The 19528-nt window shown below is 65.0% G+C and carries 18 protein-coding genes; 9 read left to right on the forward strand and 9 right to left on the reverse strand.

Translation table 11 applies throughout. The features are described from left to right. The first annotated feature begins 98 nt into the window (after positions 1-98). From hflK to Q4G14_RS02575, 3 genes are all read left to right on the forward strand, one after another. Positions 99-1310: an FtsH protease activity modulator HflK gene (gene hflK, locus Q4G14_RS02565; protein ID WP_303360155.1), complete on the forward strand. Its 1212-nt coding sequence runs from the start codon at positions 99-101 to the stop codon at positions 1308-1310. After that, a complete protein-coding gene (gene hflC, locus Q4G14_RS02570; protein WP_303360156.1) occupies positions 1310-2452 on the forward strand; it encodes a protease modulator HflC in 1143 nt (380 codons plus the stop codon). Before hflK ends, hflC begins: the two co-directional genes overlap by 1 nt. A gap of 357 nt (positions 2453-2809) precedes the next feature. After that, on the forward strand, positions 2810-4177 hold the full coding sequence (locus Q4G14_RS02575; RefSeq protein WP_303360290.1) for a Do family serine endopeptidase: 1368 nt from the start codon (positions 2810-2812) through the stop codon (positions 4175-4177). A gap of 72 nt (positions 4178-4249) precedes the next feature. Here Q4G14_RS02575 and Q4G14_RS02580 read toward each other — a convergent pair whose 3' ends face one another. The 4 genes from Q4G14_RS02580 to Q4G14_RS02595 all read right to left on the reverse strand — a co-directional run bounded on the left by Q4G14_RS02580 (position 4250) and on the right by Q4G14_RS02595 (position 7223). Next, complete coding sequence (locus tag Q4G14_RS02580) at positions 4250-5227, reverse strand: beta-ketoacyl-ACP synthase III (protein WP_303360157.1); 978 nt, start codon at positions 5225-5227, stop codon at positions 4250-4252. Continuing rightward, a complete protein-coding gene (gene plsX, locus Q4G14_RS02585) occupies positions 5227-6348 on the reverse strand; it encodes a phosphate acyltransferase PlsX (protein WP_303360158.1) in 1122 nt (373 codons plus the stop codon). Before plsX ends, Q4G14_RS02580 begins: the two co-directional genes overlap by 1 nt. A gap of 22 nt (positions 6349-6370) precedes the next feature. Next, complete coding sequence (rpmF, locus tag Q4G14_RS02590) at positions 6371-6577, reverse strand: 50S ribosomal protein L32 (RefSeq protein WP_303360159.1); 207 nt, start codon at positions 6575-6577, stop codon at positions 6371-6373. Positions 6578-6695: 118 nt separating this feature from the next. Next, a complete protein-coding gene (locus tag Q4G14_RS02595; RefSeq protein WP_303360160.1) occupies positions 6696-7223 on the reverse strand; it encodes a DUF177 domain-containing protein in 528 nt (175 codons plus the stop codon). A 105-nt stretch (positions 7224-7328) separates the two neighbouring features. On the opposite strand from Q4G14_RS02595, the gene Q4G14_RS02600 reads away from it, so the two are divergent. Next, positions 7329-7775, forward strand: coding sequence for an outer membrane protein assembly factor BamE (locus Q4G14_RS02600; RefSeq protein WP_303360161.1), 447 nt, complete (start codon positions 7329-7331; stop codon positions 7773-7775). Between the two features lie 87 nt (positions 7776-7862). Beyond that, positions 7863-9530 (forward strand): formate--tetrahydrofolate ligase, encoded by a 1668-nt coding sequence (locus Q4G14_RS02605; RefSeq protein WP_303360162.1) that lies wholly within the window; start codon positions 7863-7865, stop codon positions 9528-9530. Here Q4G14_RS02605 and Q4G14_RS02610 read toward each other — a convergent pair. Continuing rightward, positions 9486-10448, reverse strand: a complete 963-nt coding sequence (locus Q4G14_RS02610) for a LysR family transcriptional regulator (RefSeq protein WP_303360163.1) — start codon at positions 10446-10448, stop codon at positions 9486-9488. The genes Q4G14_RS02605 and Q4G14_RS02610 overlap by 45 nt on opposite strands. A gap of 133 nt (positions 10449-10581) precedes the next feature. On the opposite strand from Q4G14_RS02610, the gene Q4G14_RS02615 reads away from it, so the two are divergent. Continuing rightward, positions 10582-11511 carry a ring-cleaving dioxygenase gene (locus Q4G14_RS02615; RefSeq protein WP_303360164.1) on the forward strand — a complete coding sequence of 310 codons (930 nt, stop codon included), beginning with the start codon at positions 10582-10584 and terminating at the stop codon, positions 11509-11511. A gap of 456 nt (positions 11512-11967) precedes the next feature. Here the strand turns inward: Q4G14_RS02615 and Q4G14_RS02620 are convergent, their stop codons facing one another. Next, positions 11968-13491 (reverse strand): VOC family protein, encoded by a 1524-nt coding sequence (locus tag Q4G14_RS02620; RefSeq protein ID WP_303360165.1) that lies wholly within the window; start codon positions 13489-13491, stop codon positions 11968-11970. Between the two features lie 157 nt (positions 13492-13648). Between Q4G14_RS02620 and Q4G14_RS02625 the strand changes: the two genes are divergently transcribed. From Q4G14_RS02625 to purU, 3 genes are all read left to right on the forward strand, one after another. After that, the gene (locus Q4G14_RS02625; RefSeq protein WP_303360166.1) at positions 13649-14581 is read left to right on the forward strand and encodes a pirin family protein; all 933 of its coding nucleotides are present in this window, start codon (positions 13649-13651) and stop codon (positions 14579-14581) included. A 57-nt stretch (positions 14582-14638) separates the two neighbouring features. After that, a complete protein-coding gene (locus Q4G14_RS02630) occupies positions 14639-14962 on the forward strand; it encodes a 2Fe-2S iron-sulfur cluster-binding protein (protein ID WP_303360167.1) in 324 nt (107 codons plus the stop codon). Between the two features lie 102 nt (positions 14963-15064). Further along, a complete protein-coding gene (gene purU, locus Q4G14_RS02635; RefSeq protein WP_303360168.1) occupies positions 15065-15949 on the forward strand; it encodes a formyltetrahydrofolate deformylase in 885 nt (294 codons plus the stop codon). Positions 15950-16000: 51 nt separating this feature from the next. Here purU and Q4G14_RS02640 read toward each other — a convergent pair whose 3' ends face one another. The 3 genes from Q4G14_RS02640 to typA all read right to left on the reverse strand — a co-directional run bounded on the left by Q4G14_RS02640 (position 16001) and on the right by typA (position 19226). Further along, a complete protein-coding gene (locus tag Q4G14_RS02640) occupies positions 16001-16549 on the reverse strand; it encodes a WHG domain-containing protein (RefSeq protein ID WP_303360169.1) in 549 nt (182 codons plus the stop codon). A gap of 165 nt (positions 16550-16714) precedes the next feature. Then, on the reverse strand, positions 16715-17350 hold the full coding sequence (locus Q4G14_RS02645) for a TetR/AcrR family transcriptional regulator (protein WP_303360170.1): 636 nt from the start codon (positions 17348-17350) through the stop codon (positions 16715-16717). A 55-nt stretch (positions 17351-17405) separates the two neighbouring features. Continuing rightward, complete coding sequence (typA, locus tag Q4G14_RS02650) at positions 17406-19226, reverse strand: translational GTPase TypA (RefSeq protein WP_303360171.1); 1821 nt, start codon at positions 19224-19226, stop codon at positions 17406-17408. Positions 19227-19528: the final 302 nt, after the last annotated feature.

Below are 19528 nucleotides of genomic sequence, written 5' to 3' on the forward strand. Positions count from 1 at the left end.
GACCCGGCGGGCCGTAAATGCCCGCCGAGGGTTGACATTTCATGTCCTGACACCAGTTTGCACAACAACAGTCAGGACCAGTGCAGAGAGGCGGAGGCATGGCAAATCAAGGCCCATGGGGCGGCGGCGGCGGTGGCAACAACGGTGACGATGATGATCGTCGCCCGCCAAACCGTCCTTGGGGCAATGACGAGCCGCCGCGCGGCTCGAACCGTCCGGGGCAGGGCGAACCGCAGGTTCCCGAAATCGAAGACCTGATGAAAAAAGGGCAGGAACGCCTGCGCGTCCTGATGGGCGGTGGCGGCAATGGCAACCAGCGCCGCACCGGCGGCGGGGGCAGCGGCGGGCCGCAACTGCCCGGCGGGCTGGGGCTGAACCGCTCGACCCTGGGGATTGCGGGGCTGGTGCTGCTGGCCCTGTGGGCTTTTGCCAGCTTTTACCGGGTGCAGACCAACGAACGCAGCGTCGAATTTCTGTTCGGCCGCGCGGTTGCGGTCGGCACCGAAGGTCTGAACTTTGCGCCGTGGCCCGTCGTCACGCATGAGGTGCTGCCGGTCACGAACGAACGGGTGACGGAAATCGGCACCGGGCGTCAGGGCGCGATGGACAGCGGGCTGATGCTGACCAGCGACCAGAACATCGTCGATATGGAATATCAGGTGGTCTGGAACATTTCCGACCCGGAAAAATACCTGTTCAATCTGGCCGATCCGCCCGACACGATCCGCGCCGTGGCCGAATCCGCCATGCGCGACATTATCGCCCGCTCGGAACTGGCGCCGATCCTGAACCGCGACCGGGGTGCCGTCGCCAGCGATCTGCAAGAGGCGGTTCAGCGCACGCTGGACGCCTATGACGCCGGGATTAACGTGATCCGCGTCAACCTCGACCGGGCCGACCCCCCGCGCGAGGTGATCGACAGCTTCCGCGAGGTGCAGGCCGCCCAGCAGGAACGCGACCGGCTGGAAAAAGAGGCTGACGCCTATGCCAACCGCGTTCTGGCCAGCGCACGCGGTGAGGCGGCGGCCCTTGTCGAAGGGGCCGAGGCTTATCGGGCCGAAGCCGTGAACACCGCCGAGGGTGAGGCGGCGCGTTTTAATTCGGTTTATGATGAATACGTCAAGGCACCCGATGTGACGCGGCGGCGGATGTATATGGAAACTATGGAAAAAGTTCTGGGTGACGTGAACAAGGTCATTCTGGATCAGGACAGCAGCAGTTCGCAAGGCGTCGTGCCTTATCTGCCGCTGGATCAACTGCGCCCGGCTGCGGCCAGTTCGGGTAACACGACCAGCGGAGGATCGAACTGATGGCACGCCGCAACTTTCTGACCGCGCTGGCGCTGCCGGCCCTGTTCGTCGTCGGTGCCGTCGCGATGGCCTCGATCTTCATCGTGGATGAACGCGAAAAGGCGCTGGTGCTGCGCCTTGGCCGGGTCGTCAACGTGCAAGAGGAGCCGGGCCTTGGCTTCAAGGTGCCGTTCCTTGACGATGTGGTGAAATACGACAGCCGCATCCTGGGCCTGCCGACCAACCCGCTGGAGGTCACGCCGCTGGACGACCGCCGCCTGGTCGTGGATGCCTTTGCCCGCTGGCGGATCACCGATGTCGTGCGCTTCCGTCAGGCCGTCGGCACCGGCGGCATTGACGCGGCGCTGACCCGGCTCGATCCTATCGTCAACGCCGCCATCCGCGAGGTGCTTGGCTCGGTTCCCTCGACCACGGTTCTGTCGGATGACCGCACCGTGCTGATGAACCAGATCCGCGACGAAGCGCGGCGCAACTCGGCCGGTCTGGGGGTCGAGGTGATCGACGTCCGCCTGACCCGCACGGATTTGCCCGAGCAGAACCTGAACGCCACCTATGCCCGGATGCGCGCCGAACGCGAACGCGAGGCCGCCGACGAAATCGCCCGCGGGGGCGAGGCGGCGCAGCGCGTCCGCGCCGCTGCTGACAGGACCGTGGTGGAACTGACCTCCGAGGCGCGCAAGCGGGCCGAGGTGGTGCGCGGTGAGGCTGACGCCGAACGCAACGCCATCTACGCCGCTGCCTTTGGCCGCGACCCGGAATTCTTTGCCTTCACCCGCTCGATGACCAGCTATGAACGCGCGATCCGGGGCAATAACAGCAGCATTGTCATGCAGCCCGACAGCGAATTTTTCAGCTATCTCAAGTCCGACGGCGCTGCGAATGCCAACCCGGCTCCGCCGCCTTCGGTCGAACAAAGCGATGCCGGTGCTGCGGTCAGTGATGACGAAGAACTGGTCACGCCGACGATAACCGACCGCGACGGGAACGAACTGGGGGCCGCCGCTGGCGTGCGCCTGACGCCCATGCCCGAAAGCCTGACGACCCCGCCCGAAGAAGGGCCTGCCGTCACGCTGCCCGACGACGGCGCTGCGGTCGAGGACGCGCCTGCGCCTGACGCCCAGGCCCCGGCGGAAACCAACTGACCAGTGCAGTGGGGGCGGGTTGTCTGATCCGCCCCTTTGCAACAATAATCACGATCAGTTCACCACCTGCGAGCGTGATTTATTTGCAACGACCCCCTACATCCGCGTCATATAATCAGGTTTTCCGCCCGCCGGAAACGGATGACATCTGAAGGATTCTCCCGAATGAAACGCCTTTTTCCCCGCTATCTTGTGACCGCATCCGGTCTGGCTTTGGCCCTTGGGCTGGGTGTCGCGGGGGCGCAGCAGGTGCAGGATACCACCTCTGACATCTCGCCCGAGGCGCAGCAGCACGCGCAGGATGCTGCAAACGCCAACCAGCCGCTGACCGCGCCCGATGCCCCTGTCGGGCATGTCATGCCCGACACCTTTGCGAATCTGGTCGAACGCGTTGCGCCTGCGGTGGTGAATATCACCACCACCGCCGTTGTCGCGGCGCCCACCGGACGCACTGGCCCCGGTTTCCCCGAAGGCAGTCCGTTTTCCGACCTGTTCCGCGATTTCGGTTTTCCGAACATGCCGCAAGGCCCCGAAGGGCGTCGCCAGATGCCGCAGCGGTCGAACGCGCTTGGCTCGGGTTTTGTGATTTCGGCGGATGGCCTGATCGTGACGAATAACCACGTCATCGACGGCGCCGATGCAATCGAGATCGAGTTCTATTCCGGCGAGCGTCTGCCCGCCACGGTCATCGGCACCGACCCGAACACCGATATTGCCGTGCTCAAGGTCGATGGCGGCGACAAGGCGCTGCCCTTCGTCAAATTCGGCGATTCCGATGCGGCGCGCGTTGGCGATTGGGTGCTGGCGCTTGGCAACCCGCTGGGGCAGGGCTTTTCGGCCTCGACCGGGATCGTCTCGGCGCGAAACCGTGAATTGTCAGGCACTTATGACGATTACCTGCAAACCGACGCGGCGATCAACCGGGGCAACTCGGGCGGGCCGCTGTTCAACCTGAACGGTGAGGTCGTGGGCGTGAACACCGCCATCCTGTCGCCCAGTGGCGGCTCGATCGGGATCGGCTTTTCGATGGCCTCGAATGTCGTGTCCAAGGTGGTCGATCAGTTGAGCGAATACGGCGAAACTCGGCGCGGCTGGCTGGGCGTCAAAATTCAGGACGTGACCACCGATATGGCCGAGGCCTTGGGCCTTGCCTCGCAAAGCGGTGCGATGGTGACGGATGTGCCCGACGGTCCCGCCAAGGATGCCGGGATGCGTGCGGGCGATGTCATCACCAGCTTTGCCGGTGGCGAAGTGTCCGACACGCGCGAACTGGTGCGCCGTGTCGCCGACGCCCCGGCGGGCGAAGCGGTCGAGGTCGTCGTTCAGCGCGAGGGGCAACCCGTTACCCTGTCGGTGACGCTGGGCCGCCGCGAACTGGCCGAGGGCACGGCCAGCGGCGATGTCGGCTCTGGTTCGGATACGCAATCCGAGATGCTGGGCATGACGGTCGTGCCGCTGACCCCTGAAATTGCTGCGGAATTGGGTGTCAGCCGCGATATGAAGGGGCTGGCGATCCAGTCGGTCGATCCTGCCGGAGCGGCGGCCGACCGGGGGCTGGCTGCGGGCGATGTGATTACCGAGGCGGGGCAGCAGCCTGTCGAAACGCTGTCCGACCTCGATGATCGCATCAGCGAGGCGCGCGATGCCGGGCGTCGTTCGGTGCTGTTGCTGATCCGCCGCGCGGGCGAGCCGCGCTTTGTCGCGCTGCCGGTGGATCAGGGCTGATCCGGGCAATCTGAAAAGCAAAAGCGCCGTGAAAGTCATCTTTCACGGCGCTTTTTGTTCAAACCGGGCGATTTACCAGCGCAGGACGACGCTGCCCCATGACAAACCGCCGCCAATCGCCTCGGTCACGATCAGGTCGCCGGGCTTGAAACGCCCCTCGCTATGCGCAACTGACAGCGCCAGCGGAATCGAGGCGGCCGAGGTATTGCCATGGTCGGCGACCGTCAGCACCACCTTGTCCATCGGCAGTTGCATTTTCTGCGCGGTGGCGCTGATGATGCGGCTGTTGGCCTGATGCGGCACCAGCCAGTCAACGTCGGCGGGCGTCAGACCGGCCTTGTCCAGCGCGGCATGGGCTGTTTTCGCCAGCTTTTCAACGGCATGGCGGAACACCAGATTGCCCTGCATCCGCAGACAACCCGAAGTGCCCGAAGTGCTGACCCCGCCATCGACATACAGAATATCGCGATAGCGCCCGTCGCTGTTCAGGTCCGAAGACAGGATGCCGCGATCCGCGTTCGTGCCGGGCTGGTCAGACGCCTCGATCACCACGGCACCGGCACCGTCACCGAACAGCACACAGGTGCCGCGGTCGGTCCAGTCCATGATGCGGGAATAGGTTTCGGCCCCGATCACCAGCACCCGTTCGGCCTGTCCGGTGCGGATCAGCCCATCGGCATTCGACAGCGCAAAGACGAAACCGGCGCAGACCGCCTGCACGTCATAGGCAAAGCCACGCTGCATCCCCAGACCGGCCTGCACCATGGTCGCGACGGCGGGGAAGGTCAGGTCGGGGGTGGTGGTGGCAACCACGATGGCGTCGATCTGGTCCGCCGTCATTCCGGCGTTGTCCAGCGCGGCGCGGGCGGCCCGGATGGCCAGATCGCTGGTGGTCTGCCCCTCGGCCGCAAAATGCCGACGCTCGATCCCGGTGCGGTCGCGGATCCAGGCGTCGCTGGTCTCCAGCGTTTTTTCGAAATGGCTGTTTTCGACCACGCGTTCAGGCAGATAGTGCCCCACACCCCGGATCACTGAACGCCGAATCGCCATCAAACCGCCCCGCCTTCTTTGTTGTTGTTGTCACCGGGCGGCAAGGACAGGGCAGCCCCTTGGGCCACCCGCGCCGCCAGCCGGTCCTGAAAGCCGGATCGCGCCAGTTGGAACGCCAGCTTGATCGCCGCCGAAACGCCGGTTGCGTCGGACGAGCCGTGCGATTTGACCACCGTGCCGTTCAGCCCCAGAAACACGCCGCCATTCACCCGGCGCGGGTCGATCCGCTTTTGCAGACGCTTGAGCGAACTCATCGCCAGAAGGGCCGCGAATTTCGACATGATCGAGTTGTTGAACGCCTCACGCAGGAAATCGCCGACCAGCTTGGCCGTGCCTTCGCCGGTCTTCAAGGCGATATTTCCGGTAAAACCGTCGGTTACGATCACGTCAGCGCGCGCGCCGGGCAGATCGCCGCCCTCGACAAAGCCGACATAATCGAACTTGGCCTGCGCTGCGGCCTTGCCGATCAGGTCATGCGCCTCTTTCAGCTCGGCGCGGCCCTTGTGTTCTTCGGTGCCCACGTTCAGCAGGCCGACGCGCGGGCTATCCAGCCCCAGCCCGTTGCGCGCGTAGGAGGCGCCCATCATCGCATATTGCAGCAGGTCGGGGGCATCGGCGCGAATGTCGGCGCCCACGTCCAGCATGACGTTAAAGCCCTGCGGATTGCGCGAGGGCCACAGGCAGGCGATGGCGGGCCGGTTCACGCCGGGCAGCTTGCGCAGCCGCAGCATCGACAGGGCCATCAGCGCGCCGGTATTGCCGCAACTGACCGCCACCGTCGCTTCGCCCGCGCGGACCGATTCGATGGCTGACCACATGCTGGTGCCCTGCGCGTTGCGGATCACCTGGCTGGGCTTGTCGTTCATGGTGACGACGCCCTGCGCGTCGCGGATGTCGCAGCGTTCGGCCAGCCCTTTGCGGCGGGCGACCAGACGCACCAGCTCGTCCTTGGGACCGTGCAGGATAAAGCGGATTTCCGGGTTCTTGCTGGCAGAGGCAGCCATCCCGGCGATCACTGCCGCCGGGCCACGGTCGCCGCCCATTGCGTCAACCGAAATCACCACGCTGCCCCCATTTCCGAGGGCGCGTGGTGCATCTGTCTTGCCAATTTCCGCCGACATCAGGCCGCTGACGCGCGCCGGATCAGGCGGCGTCGTCGTCCAGATCGACGTCGTTTGCCTGCGCGATCACTTCGCGGTCGGCATAGTGGCCGCAGGACGGGCAAACGTGGTGCGGACGTTTCAGTTCGCCGCAGTTCGGGCATTCGTTGGGGTTGCCAGCGACCAGCGCATCGTGCGAGCGGCGCATGTTGCGGCGCGAGCGGGTCACGCGATTCTGGGGGACAGCCATGTCTCAACCTCGGGTCTGATATTGCGGGCACCTACAGGCGGCCGCCATGAAAATTCGGAACGAACCGCGCCAATACGCCAAGAGCCGCCGCCATGCAAGGGGTTGCTGACGATTCGTCTTAGTCACGCGGCTTCAGCAGATCGGCCAGCCCGGCAAAGGGGCGTTGGCGATCTTCCTGTTCCGGCTGATCCGGTTCGGGGGCCGGGTCCAGCGCGGCGTCACCCGCGCGCGGATACAGCGGCAGGGCCAGCGACAGCGCCTCGGTCATGGCGGCACCGGCGTCGATATATTGGCCAAGCGGTTCGATGTCTTCGTCGGGAATCTGGGTTTCGGCCTCGTCCGGGGTGGTGGCGTGGGGCGAATACAGGATGCGCAGATTGTCGCTGATGGCGGTTTCCACGGGTTCCAGCGTGACAACGCAGGGCTGCACCACCCGCGCGTCGATCTGCGCTGTCAGCAGCCAGGCATCGCTGCCCTCGGGGCGGATGCGGCCGGTCATATGCAGCGCGGGCAGGCCCAGCAGGCCCAGTTCCTGCGCGATGGCGGCGCGCTGATCGGCATCGGGGCGCAGGTCGAAATCGGTATTGCCGCGCGGGTTCAGATGCGCCACCCGCAGCCGGTGGGAAAAAAACGTCGGGTCTGACATGCGATGGCCTTTCTGCGCAGCGGATCGAATTTCTTGAGCGCGGATGACGAGTTTGCTAAGCGGGGCGGGCGGCGTCAACCGTCGCAGGTAAGGGACGGAAAAAGAATGGCGACCTTTCGGCAGGTTCTGATCGTTGCGCTGCTGGCCTTGGCGGCCTGCGCGCCGGTTTATCGCAACCACGGCTATGTGCCCCCGCCCGAGGATCTTGAACAGGTCGTCGTGGGGCAGACCACGCAGGATATGCTGGATGCCACCATCGGGCGCCCCTCGGCGCAGGGGCTTCTGACCGGCTCGGGCTGGTATTACGTCGGGTCGCGCTGGCGCGATTTCGGCCCCACCCCCCCGCGCGAGGTAGATCGGCAGGTCGTTGCCATCAGCTTTGCCCCCAATGGCGTGGTGACGAATGTCGAACGCTTTGGGCTGGAACGCGGGCGCGTGGTGGTTCTGTCGCGCCGCGTGACCGAGGGCAGCATCACTCCGGTGTCGTTCATCGGTCAGTTGCTGGGCAATGTCGGCAACTTCCAGGCCAGCGATCTGCTGCGCGACGAATAAGCCAGATCGGGTGTCGCCTCGCCGCGCACCCGGTGCTATCCCTTGGGAAAACGGCGCAAATCGCGCCGCCAACCGGGAGAGAGGCTTATGCAGACCGACATCGAAATCGCCCGCGCGGCGGTCAAGCGTCCGATTGGCCAGATTGCCGCCCGGCTGGGTCTGGGGCCGGATCAGTTCCTGCCCTATGGCCATGACAAGGCCAAGATCACCCATGACGCGCTGACCGCGCTGCCCGATCATCAGGGGCGGCTGATTCTGGTCACGGCGATCAACCCCACCCCCGCGGGCGAGGGCAAGACCACCACCACCGTCGGTCTTGGCGATGCGCTGAACCGCATCGGCAAGCGCGCCACCATCTGCATCCGCGAGGCCAGCCTTGGCCCGAACTTCGGCATGAAGGGCGGTGCGGCGGGTGGCGGCATGGCGCAGATCGTCCCGATGGAGGACATGAATCTGCACTTCACCGGCGATTTTCACGCCATCACCAGCGCCCATAACCTGCTGTCGGCGATGATCGACAACCACATCTATTGGGGCAACACGCTGGACATCGACACGCGCCGGATCACATGGCGGCGGGTGGTGGATATGAACGATCGCGTGCTGCGTGACATTGCCGTGGGGCTTGGCGACGTTTCGAACGGCTTTGCCCGGCAGACCGGCTTTGACATTACCGTGGCGTCCGAAGTGATGGCGATTCTGTGTCTGGCCTCTGATCTGGCCGATTTGCAGGCGCGTCTGGGGCAGGTCGTCATCGGCTATACCCGCGACCGCGCGCCGGTGACGGCCCGCGACCTTGGGGCCGATGGCGCGATGACGGTGCTGCTGCGCGATGCGTTGCAACCCAATCTGGTGCAGACGCTGGAAAACAACCCGGCCTTTGTTCACGGCGGGCCGTTCGCCAATATCGCCCATGGCTGCAACTCGGTCATCGCCACCCGCGCCGCGCTGCGCCTGTCGGATTATGTCGTGACCGAGGCCGGATTCGGCGCCGATCTGGGCGCGCAAAAGTTTCTGGACATCAAATGCCGCAAGGCCGGGCTGACGCCCTCGGCCGTGGTTCTGGTGGCGACGGTGCGGGCGCTGAAAATGAACGGAGGCGTGGCGCGCGCCGATCTGGGCGCGGAAAACGTGGCGGCGGTGCGGGATGGCTGCGCCAATCTGGGGCGGCATATCGAAAACATGCAGGGCTATGGCCTGCCGGTGGTGGTGGCGATCAACCATTTCACCGCCGACACCGATGCCGAAATCGCCGCCGTGCAGGAATATTGCGCCGCGCTTGGGGTGCAGGCGGTGGTGTCACGCCACTGGGCCGAAGGCGGTGTCGGGGCCGAGGATCTGGCCCGCGCCGTCATCGCCGCCGCTGACAGTGATGCGGCGGATTTCCGGCTGCTTTATTCCGACGAGATGCCGCTGTGGGACAAGATCGAAACCATCGCCACCCGCATCTATCGCGCCGCCCGGATCGAGGCCGCGCCGGGCGTTCAGGCGCAGTTGCAGGCGTGGGAACAGGCAGGCCATGGCCAGTTGCCGGTCTGCATCGCCAAGACGCAATATTCCTTCAGCGCCGATCCCGACCTGCGCGGCGCGCCGGTTGGCCACACCATCCCCGTGCGCGAGGTGCGGCTGTCTGCCGGGGCCGGCTTTATCGTCGCCATCTGCGGCCAGATCATGACCATGCCCGGCCTGCCGCGCGTGCCTGCCGCCGAATCAATCCGGCTGAACGATCTGGGGCTGGTCGAGGGGCTGTTCTAGGCCAGGGTCCTGCCACGGCTTGCCGCCGTCCAGTTCCGCCACCAGATGATCGACAAAGCGGCGCAGCTTGGGCGGCATCGGCTCGACCGGGGGCCAGACGGCGGCAATCGGCAGCGTGCGGGCGCTGTAATCGGCCAGCACCGGCACCAGCCGCCCTTGGCGCAGCGGCTGCGCGGCGATAAAGCCGGGCAGCATGGCGATGCCCAGACCTGCCTCGGCCATGTCGCGCATCGCCTCGCCGTTGTTCAGCGACAGGCGGCTGTGAACCGGGGCCGCGATCATCCGGTCGCCCTGCCGGAACTGCCATGTCTGCGCGTTGGGAACATGAGAATAGCCGATGACCTGATGCCGTGACAGATCGGCCGGCATCGCCGGTGTGCCATAAGCGGCCAGATAATCCGGGCTGGCGCAGGCGATGATCCGATCCTCGCACAGCTTGCGCGCTTTCAGGGCACCGTCGCGGGCCTCGCCGATGCGGATGCCGACATCGAACCCCTCGCGCGGCAGATCGCGGGCGCGGTCGTCGTAATCGGCGATGATCTCCAGTTCCGGGTTGGCGGCGGCAAAGCGGGCGATGATCGGGCCAAGATACATGGTGCCAAAGCTCATCGGGGCGGCGATGCGCAGCGTGCCGCGCAAAGGGGCCGCGCCGTCCATGCCCCAGGCGGCGCTTTCCGCCGCAGCCGCCAGTTCCGCCAGCGCGGGCCGCAGCCGTTCAGCCAGCCGCTGCGCCGCCTCGGTCGGGGTGATGCGGCCCGCATTGCGCCGGAACAGCGCCGCCCCAAGCGCGGCTTCCAGATTGCCGATCCGCTTGCTGACCACCGATTTCGCCAGGTTCAGCCGCGCGGCAGCGGCGGTAACGGTGCCATGATCCAGCACGGCCAGAAAGGTTTGCAGGTCGCTCAGCTCGTATCGCATGATCGGTGGATAGAACCGATTGCAGCCAGACACAACGCCGCCGTTCGCGAAACGCGAATGCGGCGGTCGGGGCGCGCGGCCTCGTCACGGGGGCGGCAGATGCCATATCTGTCCCCAGCGAAAGGAGATCATCATGGATCTGACCGGCATTCACCACCTGACGGCCATCACCGCCGATGCCCCCGCGAACAAACGGTTCTATACCGAAACGCTGGGGCTGCGGCTGGTCAAAAAGACCGTCAATCAGGATGACACATCCGCCTATCACCTGTTCTATGCCGACGGGCTGGCCAGCCCCGGCACGGACCTGACCTTCTTCGACTGGCCGGTGGCGCGCGAACGCCGCGGCACGCATTCGATCAGCCGCACCGGCCTGCGCATCGACGAAGGCAGCTTTGATTTCTGGGCCGCGCGCCTGCGCGCCGCAGGGGTGCAGCCCGGCAGCACCGATGGCCGCGCCTCGCTGGATTTCGAGGATGGCGAAGGCCAGCGGTTCCGCTTGACCGCCGATCAGCCCGGCACGGCGAATCCGTGGGATCGCAGCCCGGTGCCCGCGCAGCATCAGATCAGAGGGCTGGGGCCGATCACCATATCCGTGCCCGAACTGGCCCCGACCGAGGCGATCCTGACCATCGTGATGAACATGCGCCGCACCCGCGATTACCCCAGCCCCGACGGGCAAGGGCAGGTGCATGTGTTCGAGATGGGGCAGGGTGGCCCGGCGGCGGAATTGCACGTCGCGGTTCAGCCCGGCCTGCCGATGGCGCGACAGGGCGCGGGCGCGGTGCATCACGTCGCCTTTCGCACGCCCGACCCGGTGGGGCTGACCGAATGGACGGAACGGGTGCGCGAATTCCGCATCCCCTCCTCGGGCGAGGTGGAGCGCTATTACTTCCGCAGCCTCTATTTCCGCGAACCCGGCGGCAACCTGTTCGAGATCGCAACCGATACCCCCGGCTTTACGGTCGATGAACCGCTGGAAACCCTGGGCGAGCGTCTGTCTCTGCCACCCTTCCTTGAGCCGCGCCGCGATCAGATCGAGACCAACCTGAAACCACTGTAACACCGCAAACAAAGAACAAGGCCGCCCCAGTCTCCGGGCGGCCTTGCTGCTTCCTGTTTGTGGTAAATACGCATCTTGGGGCGCGACCGGCGATCCCCAAAACCGCGCCGGGTCATCAACCGCCACCCTCGGCCCACGCCACCGACGCCGCCCGGTCCAAAGTCGCGCACCCATTCCCCATACGCCTGATCCAGCACATTTTTCAGCGCCCCGATAAGCGAGTGGTCCTATTCCGACACCACAAACATATGGCCATCGAATTTACCGATTTTTGCGCCAGGCCGGATGCGCCTCACCAAGGAAGGGCAGGTTGAACTGGCGCGGCTCTCTCGGCAAAGCGCGCCTTGCGGGGTGATCCGATGATGATGGTGATGCGCGGTTCCCCTTGTGACGATACGCAAAAGCCCGCGCGTTCGCGGCAAAACGAACGCGCGGGCCATGTCGTCCCGGATCGGGTCAGGAATGTTGCGCCAGCCAGTCCCGCGCGGCATCCAGATCGCCCGGCGACAGGTTGTGCCCGCCGGGCAGGCTGTGCGCCGTCAGCGCCACCCCGGCTCCGGTCAGGCTGCGTTCCAGCGGTGGTGCCAGATGCGCGAACGGATCGCCCGCGCCCGACAGCAGCAGCGCAGCGGCCCCTTGCAGATCGGCCTGCGGCGGCTGCTCCAGCACCTCGATCCCGCGCAGCAGGATCGCGCGCCGGGCCAGCCCCGGATGCAGCCGCATCGCCGCGCCCAGCAGGTTGGCGCCGTTGGAATAGCCCAGCCACACCGCCTGCGCCGGGTCGATACCATAGGCGCGCGGCAGTTCAGCGGCGAAACCGGCCAGGGCCGCCGCCTCGGCCATGATGTCGGCCTGATCGTAGGTCACGGCGTCAAAGCGGCGGAACCAGCGGTTGATGCCTTCCTCGGTTGAACGGCCACGCAGCCCCAGCAGGGTCGCGCGCGGCGCGATCCGGGCGGCCAGCGGCATCAGGTCGGCTTCCGATCCGCCGGTGCCATGCAGCAGCACCATCACCTGCCCGTCGGGGTCATCGGGCTGGTGAAAGCGGTGGATAAAGGGCAGGTCGCGCATGGGTCTCCTTTCCGCGCCCGGCAGGGCGAATTGCGGCAGCATCACCCGCAGATCGTCGGCGCGATGCTGATCGTGGGGTGGCATGAACAGACGGCTGCCCAAGTTTTCGGCAGGCTCGTCCACGGTAAAGCCGGGGCCATCGGTGGCGTATTCCGTCAGGATGCCCGCCGGATCGCGCGCATAGAGCGACAGGAAATAGCGCCGGTCATGCACGCTGGTCGTCGCCGCAGGGCCAAGTGTCTGCCGCATCTGCCGCACCGCATCGCCATCGCTGGCCCGAAAGGCCACATGGTCGATGATGCCGGTGCCGGGAATGCCGGGGAAATAGCCCGCGGCATCGCGCAGATCGACGGCATCCGTCGCCGACAGCATCCGCCGCACCGCCCCCTGAGCCTGCGCAAAGCGATAGCCGAACCGCGCGATGAACGCCTCGGTCGCCTGCGGCTGATCGGTCAGCAGCGTGACCCCGCGCAGCCGCGTCGGCGCCATCGGATCGGGCAGCGGCACGGCGGCGGGCAGATCGGCCCCCACCAGCTTGACGATGATGCCGTCCGGGTCTTTCAGACGCAGCACGGTTTCGCCAAACTCGCGCATGGGGCCAGTGACTGCCACCCCGGCCGCCATGGCGCGGGTCAGCCAGTCGCCGATGCGATCCGCCGGCACGGCCAGCGCGATCTCGGCCACCTGACCCAGGCCGGTGCGGCCCGGCGCGCCATCCTCCCACACCAGAAAGCTGAGCAGCGATCCGGGCGAGCCAAGCGCATCGCCATAGAACAGATGCAGCTGTTCCGCATCCTCGAACCCGCCGGTGCGCTTGACCAGCCGCAGGCCCAGAAAGCCCGCATAGAAATCGACATTGGCCTGCACGCGGCGGGTGATGGCAGTGACGTGATGGATGCCGGTGGTCATGGTGGCCCCCTTTCTGTTGCCCCTCATATGGCATCGCCACGCCACCGGCCCACAGCGCCGCGCGCTGACGCCGTGTTCGCGATTGGCGAACGCATCCGGCCTTGGCAGCGCAGGGTCGTGCGCCCTACATCGAGGGCAACAGACGAAAGGACATGACATGAGCTGGAACCCGGCCCTGACCCCCGGCAGCCCCGACGCGGTTCACCCCGAGGCGATCGAAACGCTGGTCATCCCCCGTGCCCGCGATCTGGGCGGGTTCGAGGTGCGCCGTGCCTTGCCCGCGCCACAGCGGCAGATGGTCGGCCCCTTCATCTTTTTCGATCAGATGGGTCCGGCGGAATTCCTGACCGAACAGGGCATCGACGTGCGCCCGCATCCGCATATCGGCCTTGGCACCGTCACGTATCTGTATCGCGGCGTGTTCCAGCATCAGGACAGCACCGGCGCGGATCAGGTGATCGTGCCCGGCGAGCTGAACTGGATGGTCGCGGGGCGCGGCGTCAGCCATTCCGAACGCTCGCCGCAATCGGCGCGCAAGGCCCCGCACAAGCTGTTCGGCATCCAGACATGGATCGCCCTTCCCGAATCGGCCGAGGATCGCGACCCGTTCTTTGAACACCACAGCGCGGATGCCTTGCCGCTGATACAGGCGCAGGGCGTTTCCGCGCGGCTGATCCTTGGCAATGCTTACGGCGAAACCGCCCCCGCCACCCTGTTCAGCGAGGCGTTCTATCTGGACGTGACGCTGGCCGCCAACGCCCGCTTTCCGCTGCCCGACGATCACGAGGATCGCGGCCTTTATGTGACCGAAGGCAGTATCACCGTGGCCGGACAGGATTTCGCCGCCGGTCAGATGGTGGTGTTCCGCCCCGGCGATGCGATCACGGTGGCCGCCGGTCCTGCGGGCGCGCGGCTGATGGCGCTTGGCGGGGCGACGCTGAACGGGCCGCGCCATATCTGGTGGAACTTTGTCGCCTCGTCAAAGGAACGGATCGACCACGCGAAAGAGGAATGGCGCGCCGGGCGTTGGGGGCAGGGGCTGTTCGACCTGCCGCAGAACGACCGCGACGAATTCATCCCGCTTCCCTGACCTTTTCTTTGCCCGCCGGATCGCCTATCTGACGGCGCGTAGCGAAAGGAGCCACGCATGGCGAAGATCACCTATATCGAGCATAACGGCACCCGTCACGACATCGAGGTCAAGCCGGGCATGACCGTGATGGAGGGCGCGCGTGACAATGGCGTTCCGGGGATCGAGGCCGATTGCGGCGGTGCCTGCGCCTGTTCTACCTGTCATGTCTATGTCGATGACGCCTGGCTGGACAAGCTGCCGCCGCGCGACGACATGGAATCCGACATGCTGGATTTCGCCTATGAACCCGACCCGGTGCGCTCGCGTCTGACCTGCCAGATCAAGGTGACGCCGGAACTGGATGGTCTGGTCGTGCAACTGCCCGAACGCCAGATCTGAAAATCTGACGTCGCCTTTGTGTGCAAAGCTGTCGCAGGCGCGGTTCAGGGCCGCGCCGCGTTACGCTAGCGTCCGGGCATCACTTTTGCGGGAACCCTTCTGATGACCGATCTGATCCTGACCGTCACCTGCCCGTCGCGCCGCGGCATCGTTGCGGCAATTGCGAATTTTCTGGCTGATAACGGGTGCAATATCACCGACTCAGCGCAGTTCGACGATGCCAACAACGGCATGTTCTTTATGCGCGTCAGCTTTCGGTCGGAAACCGGGGCGACGGCGGATCACCTGCGCGACATTTTCCCCGAGGTTGCCGCCCCCTTTGCGATGGAATGGGCAATCCACGAATCGTCGCAGCGCGCCCGCGTTCTGCTGATGGTGTCGAATTTCGGCCACTGCCTGAACGATCTGCTGTATCGCTGGCAGATCGGCGCGCTGCCGGTGGATATTGTCGGCGTGGTGTCGAACCACCTGACCTATCAAAAGGTTGTCGTGAATCACGATATCCCCTTCCACCACATCCGCGTCACCCCCGAAAACAAGCCCGAGGCCGAGGCCCGCCTGCTGGCGCTGGTCGAGGAAACGAAAACCGATCTGGTGGTGCTGGCGCGCTATATGCAGGTGCTGTCCGATACCCTGTGCCGCAAGATGGAAGGCCGGGTCATCAACATCCACCACTCGTTCCTGCCGTCCTTCAAGGGGGCGAACCCGTATAAGCAGGCGTATGAGCGCGGGGTCAAGCTGATCGGCGCGACGGCGCATTACGTCACCGCCGATCTGGACGAAGGCCCGATCATCGAACAGGATACGGTGCGCGTCACGCACGCCCAGTCGGCGGCGGATTACGTCACCCTTGGCCGCGATGTCGAGGCGCAGGTTCTGGCGCGCGCCATCCACGCCCATATCCACCACCGCGTGTTCCTGAATGTGGACCGCACCGTGGTCTTTCCGGCCAGCCCCGGCGGCTATGCCAGTGAACGGATGGGCTGATCCAGCCGCAAAAGGGCGGCGGGGCCAACCCGCCGTCCCGCCCGCATCAGGTCACTGTGGGCGCAGATTATCGACATAGTTATCCAGCGCCTGAAACAGCACGGCGTTGAAATCGCCGCCTTGATCGGCGTTTTCCGCCACAAAACGCGCCAGCGGGTTGAAATCGGCCACCCGCGCCAGACCGTAAACAAAGCTGAAACCAGACAGCACGGTCAGGGCGGGGTCCACGCCGGGGCGCAGATGGCCCATGTCGCGGGCGCGGGTCAGGATCTTGTCCAGCAAACGGAACAGCGCCAGAATCTGGCGCGTGATCTCGGGCCGGTCAGCAAGATGCAGCACCCGCGGATCGACCAGCAGCCGCAGTTGCTCTGGGTTTTCCAGCGCCCAATCCAGAAAGCCACGCGCAAGGGCAAGCGCCTGTTCCAGCGGCTGATCCTGATCGGCCTGCACCAGCCAGCGCACGCAACTGTCGCTGATAAGCGTCAGTGTTTCCTGCACAACGGTCAGGGTCGGCGTTTCCAGATCAGGATAAAAATCCGCCAACATTGCCGGGCTGACCTGTAATTTCCCGGCCAGTTGTTCCAGCGTCGGCTGAACCATGCGCGTTTCTTCGAACAGGTTCAGCAAAGCAGCGCTCGCCCGGCTTTGAAAATGTCGGCTATCCATACCCGGCCCAGTCATGCGGCAGAAAGTGTTAACGGCAAGATAACACGGATTTGTGCGCATTAAACCGCCGTGCGACGATAACTTCACGTCACGCAAGCGTTATTGCGTTCCGGCTTTCTGCGACATCGCATCCAGATAGAGATCAAAGGATTTGCGCGCGATTTCCTGCGGGTCGGATTCGGGATTGACGGCCCATTCTTCGAAATGTCCGTCAATACTCATCCGGGCAAGGCCATAGACCAGCGCGCGGCCGGTGACGGCCATGGTGTCCAGATCGGCGGTCGGGTTCAGCCTGCCCTGAGTTTGCGCCTCTTTTATGCTGCGATGCAGCAGGTCAAGGACCGAATCGTTCAGCCGTTTCAGCGCGGCCGAGTTGCTGATCGTGACCAGATTACGGTCGGCGGCCAGCAGGAATTCATGCGGGCGCTGCATCGCCCATTCCATGAACCCTTCGGCGATGGCGCGCAGGCGTTCCAGCGCGTCGCCGGTGTCGATGGCCACCGTCCGGCGCGAGATCGAATCCAGCAGATGCGTGATCGCCATATCCGCCAGCACGTCGATCATCGCCTTTTCGTCTGGCACAATCTCTCGGGCGACCGATTCGGGCAGGCCCGCCTCGGTCGCGATCTGGGCCATGGTCAGCGGGGTGTGACGATGCTGGTCGATCAGCCGCTCTGCTGCTTCGATAAGTTCGCGAATGCGGCTGCCGCCCTGAGGGATTGTATTGTCAGACATATCGTTAAGTTAGCAGAGTTTTTCCGCGCGATGAAACGGGATTCCGGCCAGTGGGTTAACCTTCGGCCCGAGCCTGCCGTTTACGCTCATGCGGGTCTAGGTGTCTTTTTCGCAGTCTGATGTTCTTGGGCGTGACCTCGACCAGTTCGTCATCGTCGATATAGGCGATGGCCTCTTCCAGCGACATCCGCACGGGCGGGGTCAGGCGCACGGCCTCGTCGCTGCCGGATGCGCGGACGTTGGTCAGCTTTTTGCCCTTGAGCGGGTTCACCTCAAGATCGTTATCGCGCGAATGTTCGCCGATAATCATGCCCTGATAGACCTGTTCCTGCGCGCCGATGAACATCTTGCCGCGTTCTTCCAGGTTCCACAGCGCATAGGCGACGGACACGCCGTCCTCCATCGAAATCAGCACGCCCTGACGGCGGCCCTGAATCGCGCCCTTGTAGGGTGCCCAGTCGTGGAAGATGCGGTTCAGCACGCCGTTGCCGCGCGTGTCGGTCATGAATTCGCCCTGATAGCCGATCAGCCCGCGCGACGGCACATGCGCGACGATACGGGTCTTGCCGTGGCCGGCGGGGCGCATCTCGACCAGATCGCCCTTGCGATTGCCGGTCAGCTTGTCGATGACCGCGCCGGTGTATTCGTCATCCACGTCGATGATGACTTCCTCGATCGGTTCCAGACGCTCGCCGCCTTCTTCGCGAAAGATCACGCGCGGGCGGCTGATCGACAGTTCGAACCCCTCGCGGCGCATGTTTTCGATCAGAACGCCCATCTGCAATTCGCCCCGGCCCGAGACGATAAAGGCGTCACCCCCCGGCGTGTCCTCGACCTTGATGGCGACGTTTGATTCGGCCTCTTTCATCAGCCGTTCGCGGATGACGCGGGACTGCACTTTGCTGCCATCGCGGCCCGCCAGCGGCGAATCGTTGATGCCAAAGGTGACGCTGATGGTCGGCGGGTCGATGGGCTGCGCGGGCAGGGCGGTTTCGACCTCGGGCGCGCAGAGCGTGTCGGCCACCGTCGCCTTGGCCATCCCGGCCAGCGTCACGATGTCGCCTGCCACCGCCTCGTCGATGGGTTGCTGGGTCAGGCCGCGGAAGGCCAGCACCTTGGAAATGCGGAACTGTTCGATCCGCTCGCCGTCGCGCGACAGCGCCTTGACGGTATCGCCCGCCTTGGCGCGCCCGGCCTCGACCCGGCCGGTCAGCAGGCGGCCCAGAAAGTTGTCGGCGGCCAGCGTCACCGCGATCATCTGGAACGGTTCGTCCGTGCGGGTCTGCTGAGCCGGGGCAGGGACGTGTTTCAGGATCAGATCGAACAGCGCCGACAGATCCTGACGCGGCCCGTCCAGCGATTCATCCGCCCAACCGCCGATGCCCGATGCGTAAAGATGCGGGAAATCAAGCTGTTCGTCGGTCGCGCCCAGGTTGGCGAACAGGTCGAACACCTCGTTCAGCGCGTTTTCCGGGTCGGCGGCGGGTTTATCGACCTTGTTCAGCACCACGATGGGGCGCAGCCCCAGTGCCAGTGCCTTCGAGGTCACGAATTTCGTCTGCGGCATCGGCCCTTCGGCGGCATCGACCAGCAGGCAGACGCCATCGACCATGGACAGGATGCGTTCCACCTCGCCGCCGAAATCGGCGTGGCCGGGGGTGTCCACGATGTTGATGCGGGTGCCTTTCCATTCGACCGAAGTGGCCTTGGCCAGAATGGTGATGCCGCGTTCGCGTTCGATGTCGTTGCTGTCCATCGCGCGTTCGGCGACGGCCTGATTTTCGCGGAAGCTGCCCGACTGTTGCAGCAGTTTATCGACCAGTGTGGTCTTGCCGTGGTCAACGTGGGCGATGATGGCGATGTTGCGAATGTCCATGGGGCCGTTCTGTCAGGTTGCGCGTTACCGCCCCCCTATAACAGCCAGCACCGGATCGCCAGCAACAATCGTGGCGGCGACCCGGCATCCGGGGCGATGGACCGGGCCGCCAGCGTCTGTTCTCAGCGCAGGCCGAGGAACGACAGGATAAACAGCACAACCACAACGAGGCCGACGATATAGATGATCGAGTTCATGGCCTTTCCTTCCTTAATGTCTTCCCGGCGCTGCGTCATGCAGCGTCTTGACGGGTCTGAAGCGGTAACACACGGAACGCCATCCGGTTCCCGATTTTGTGAAGG

Origin of the sequence: Paracoccus sp. (in: a-proteobacteria) (assembly GCF_030538755.1) — a bacterium.
Classification (GTDB): Bacteria; Pseudomonadota; Alphaproteobacteria; order Rhodobacterales; family Rhodobacteraceae; genus Paracoccus.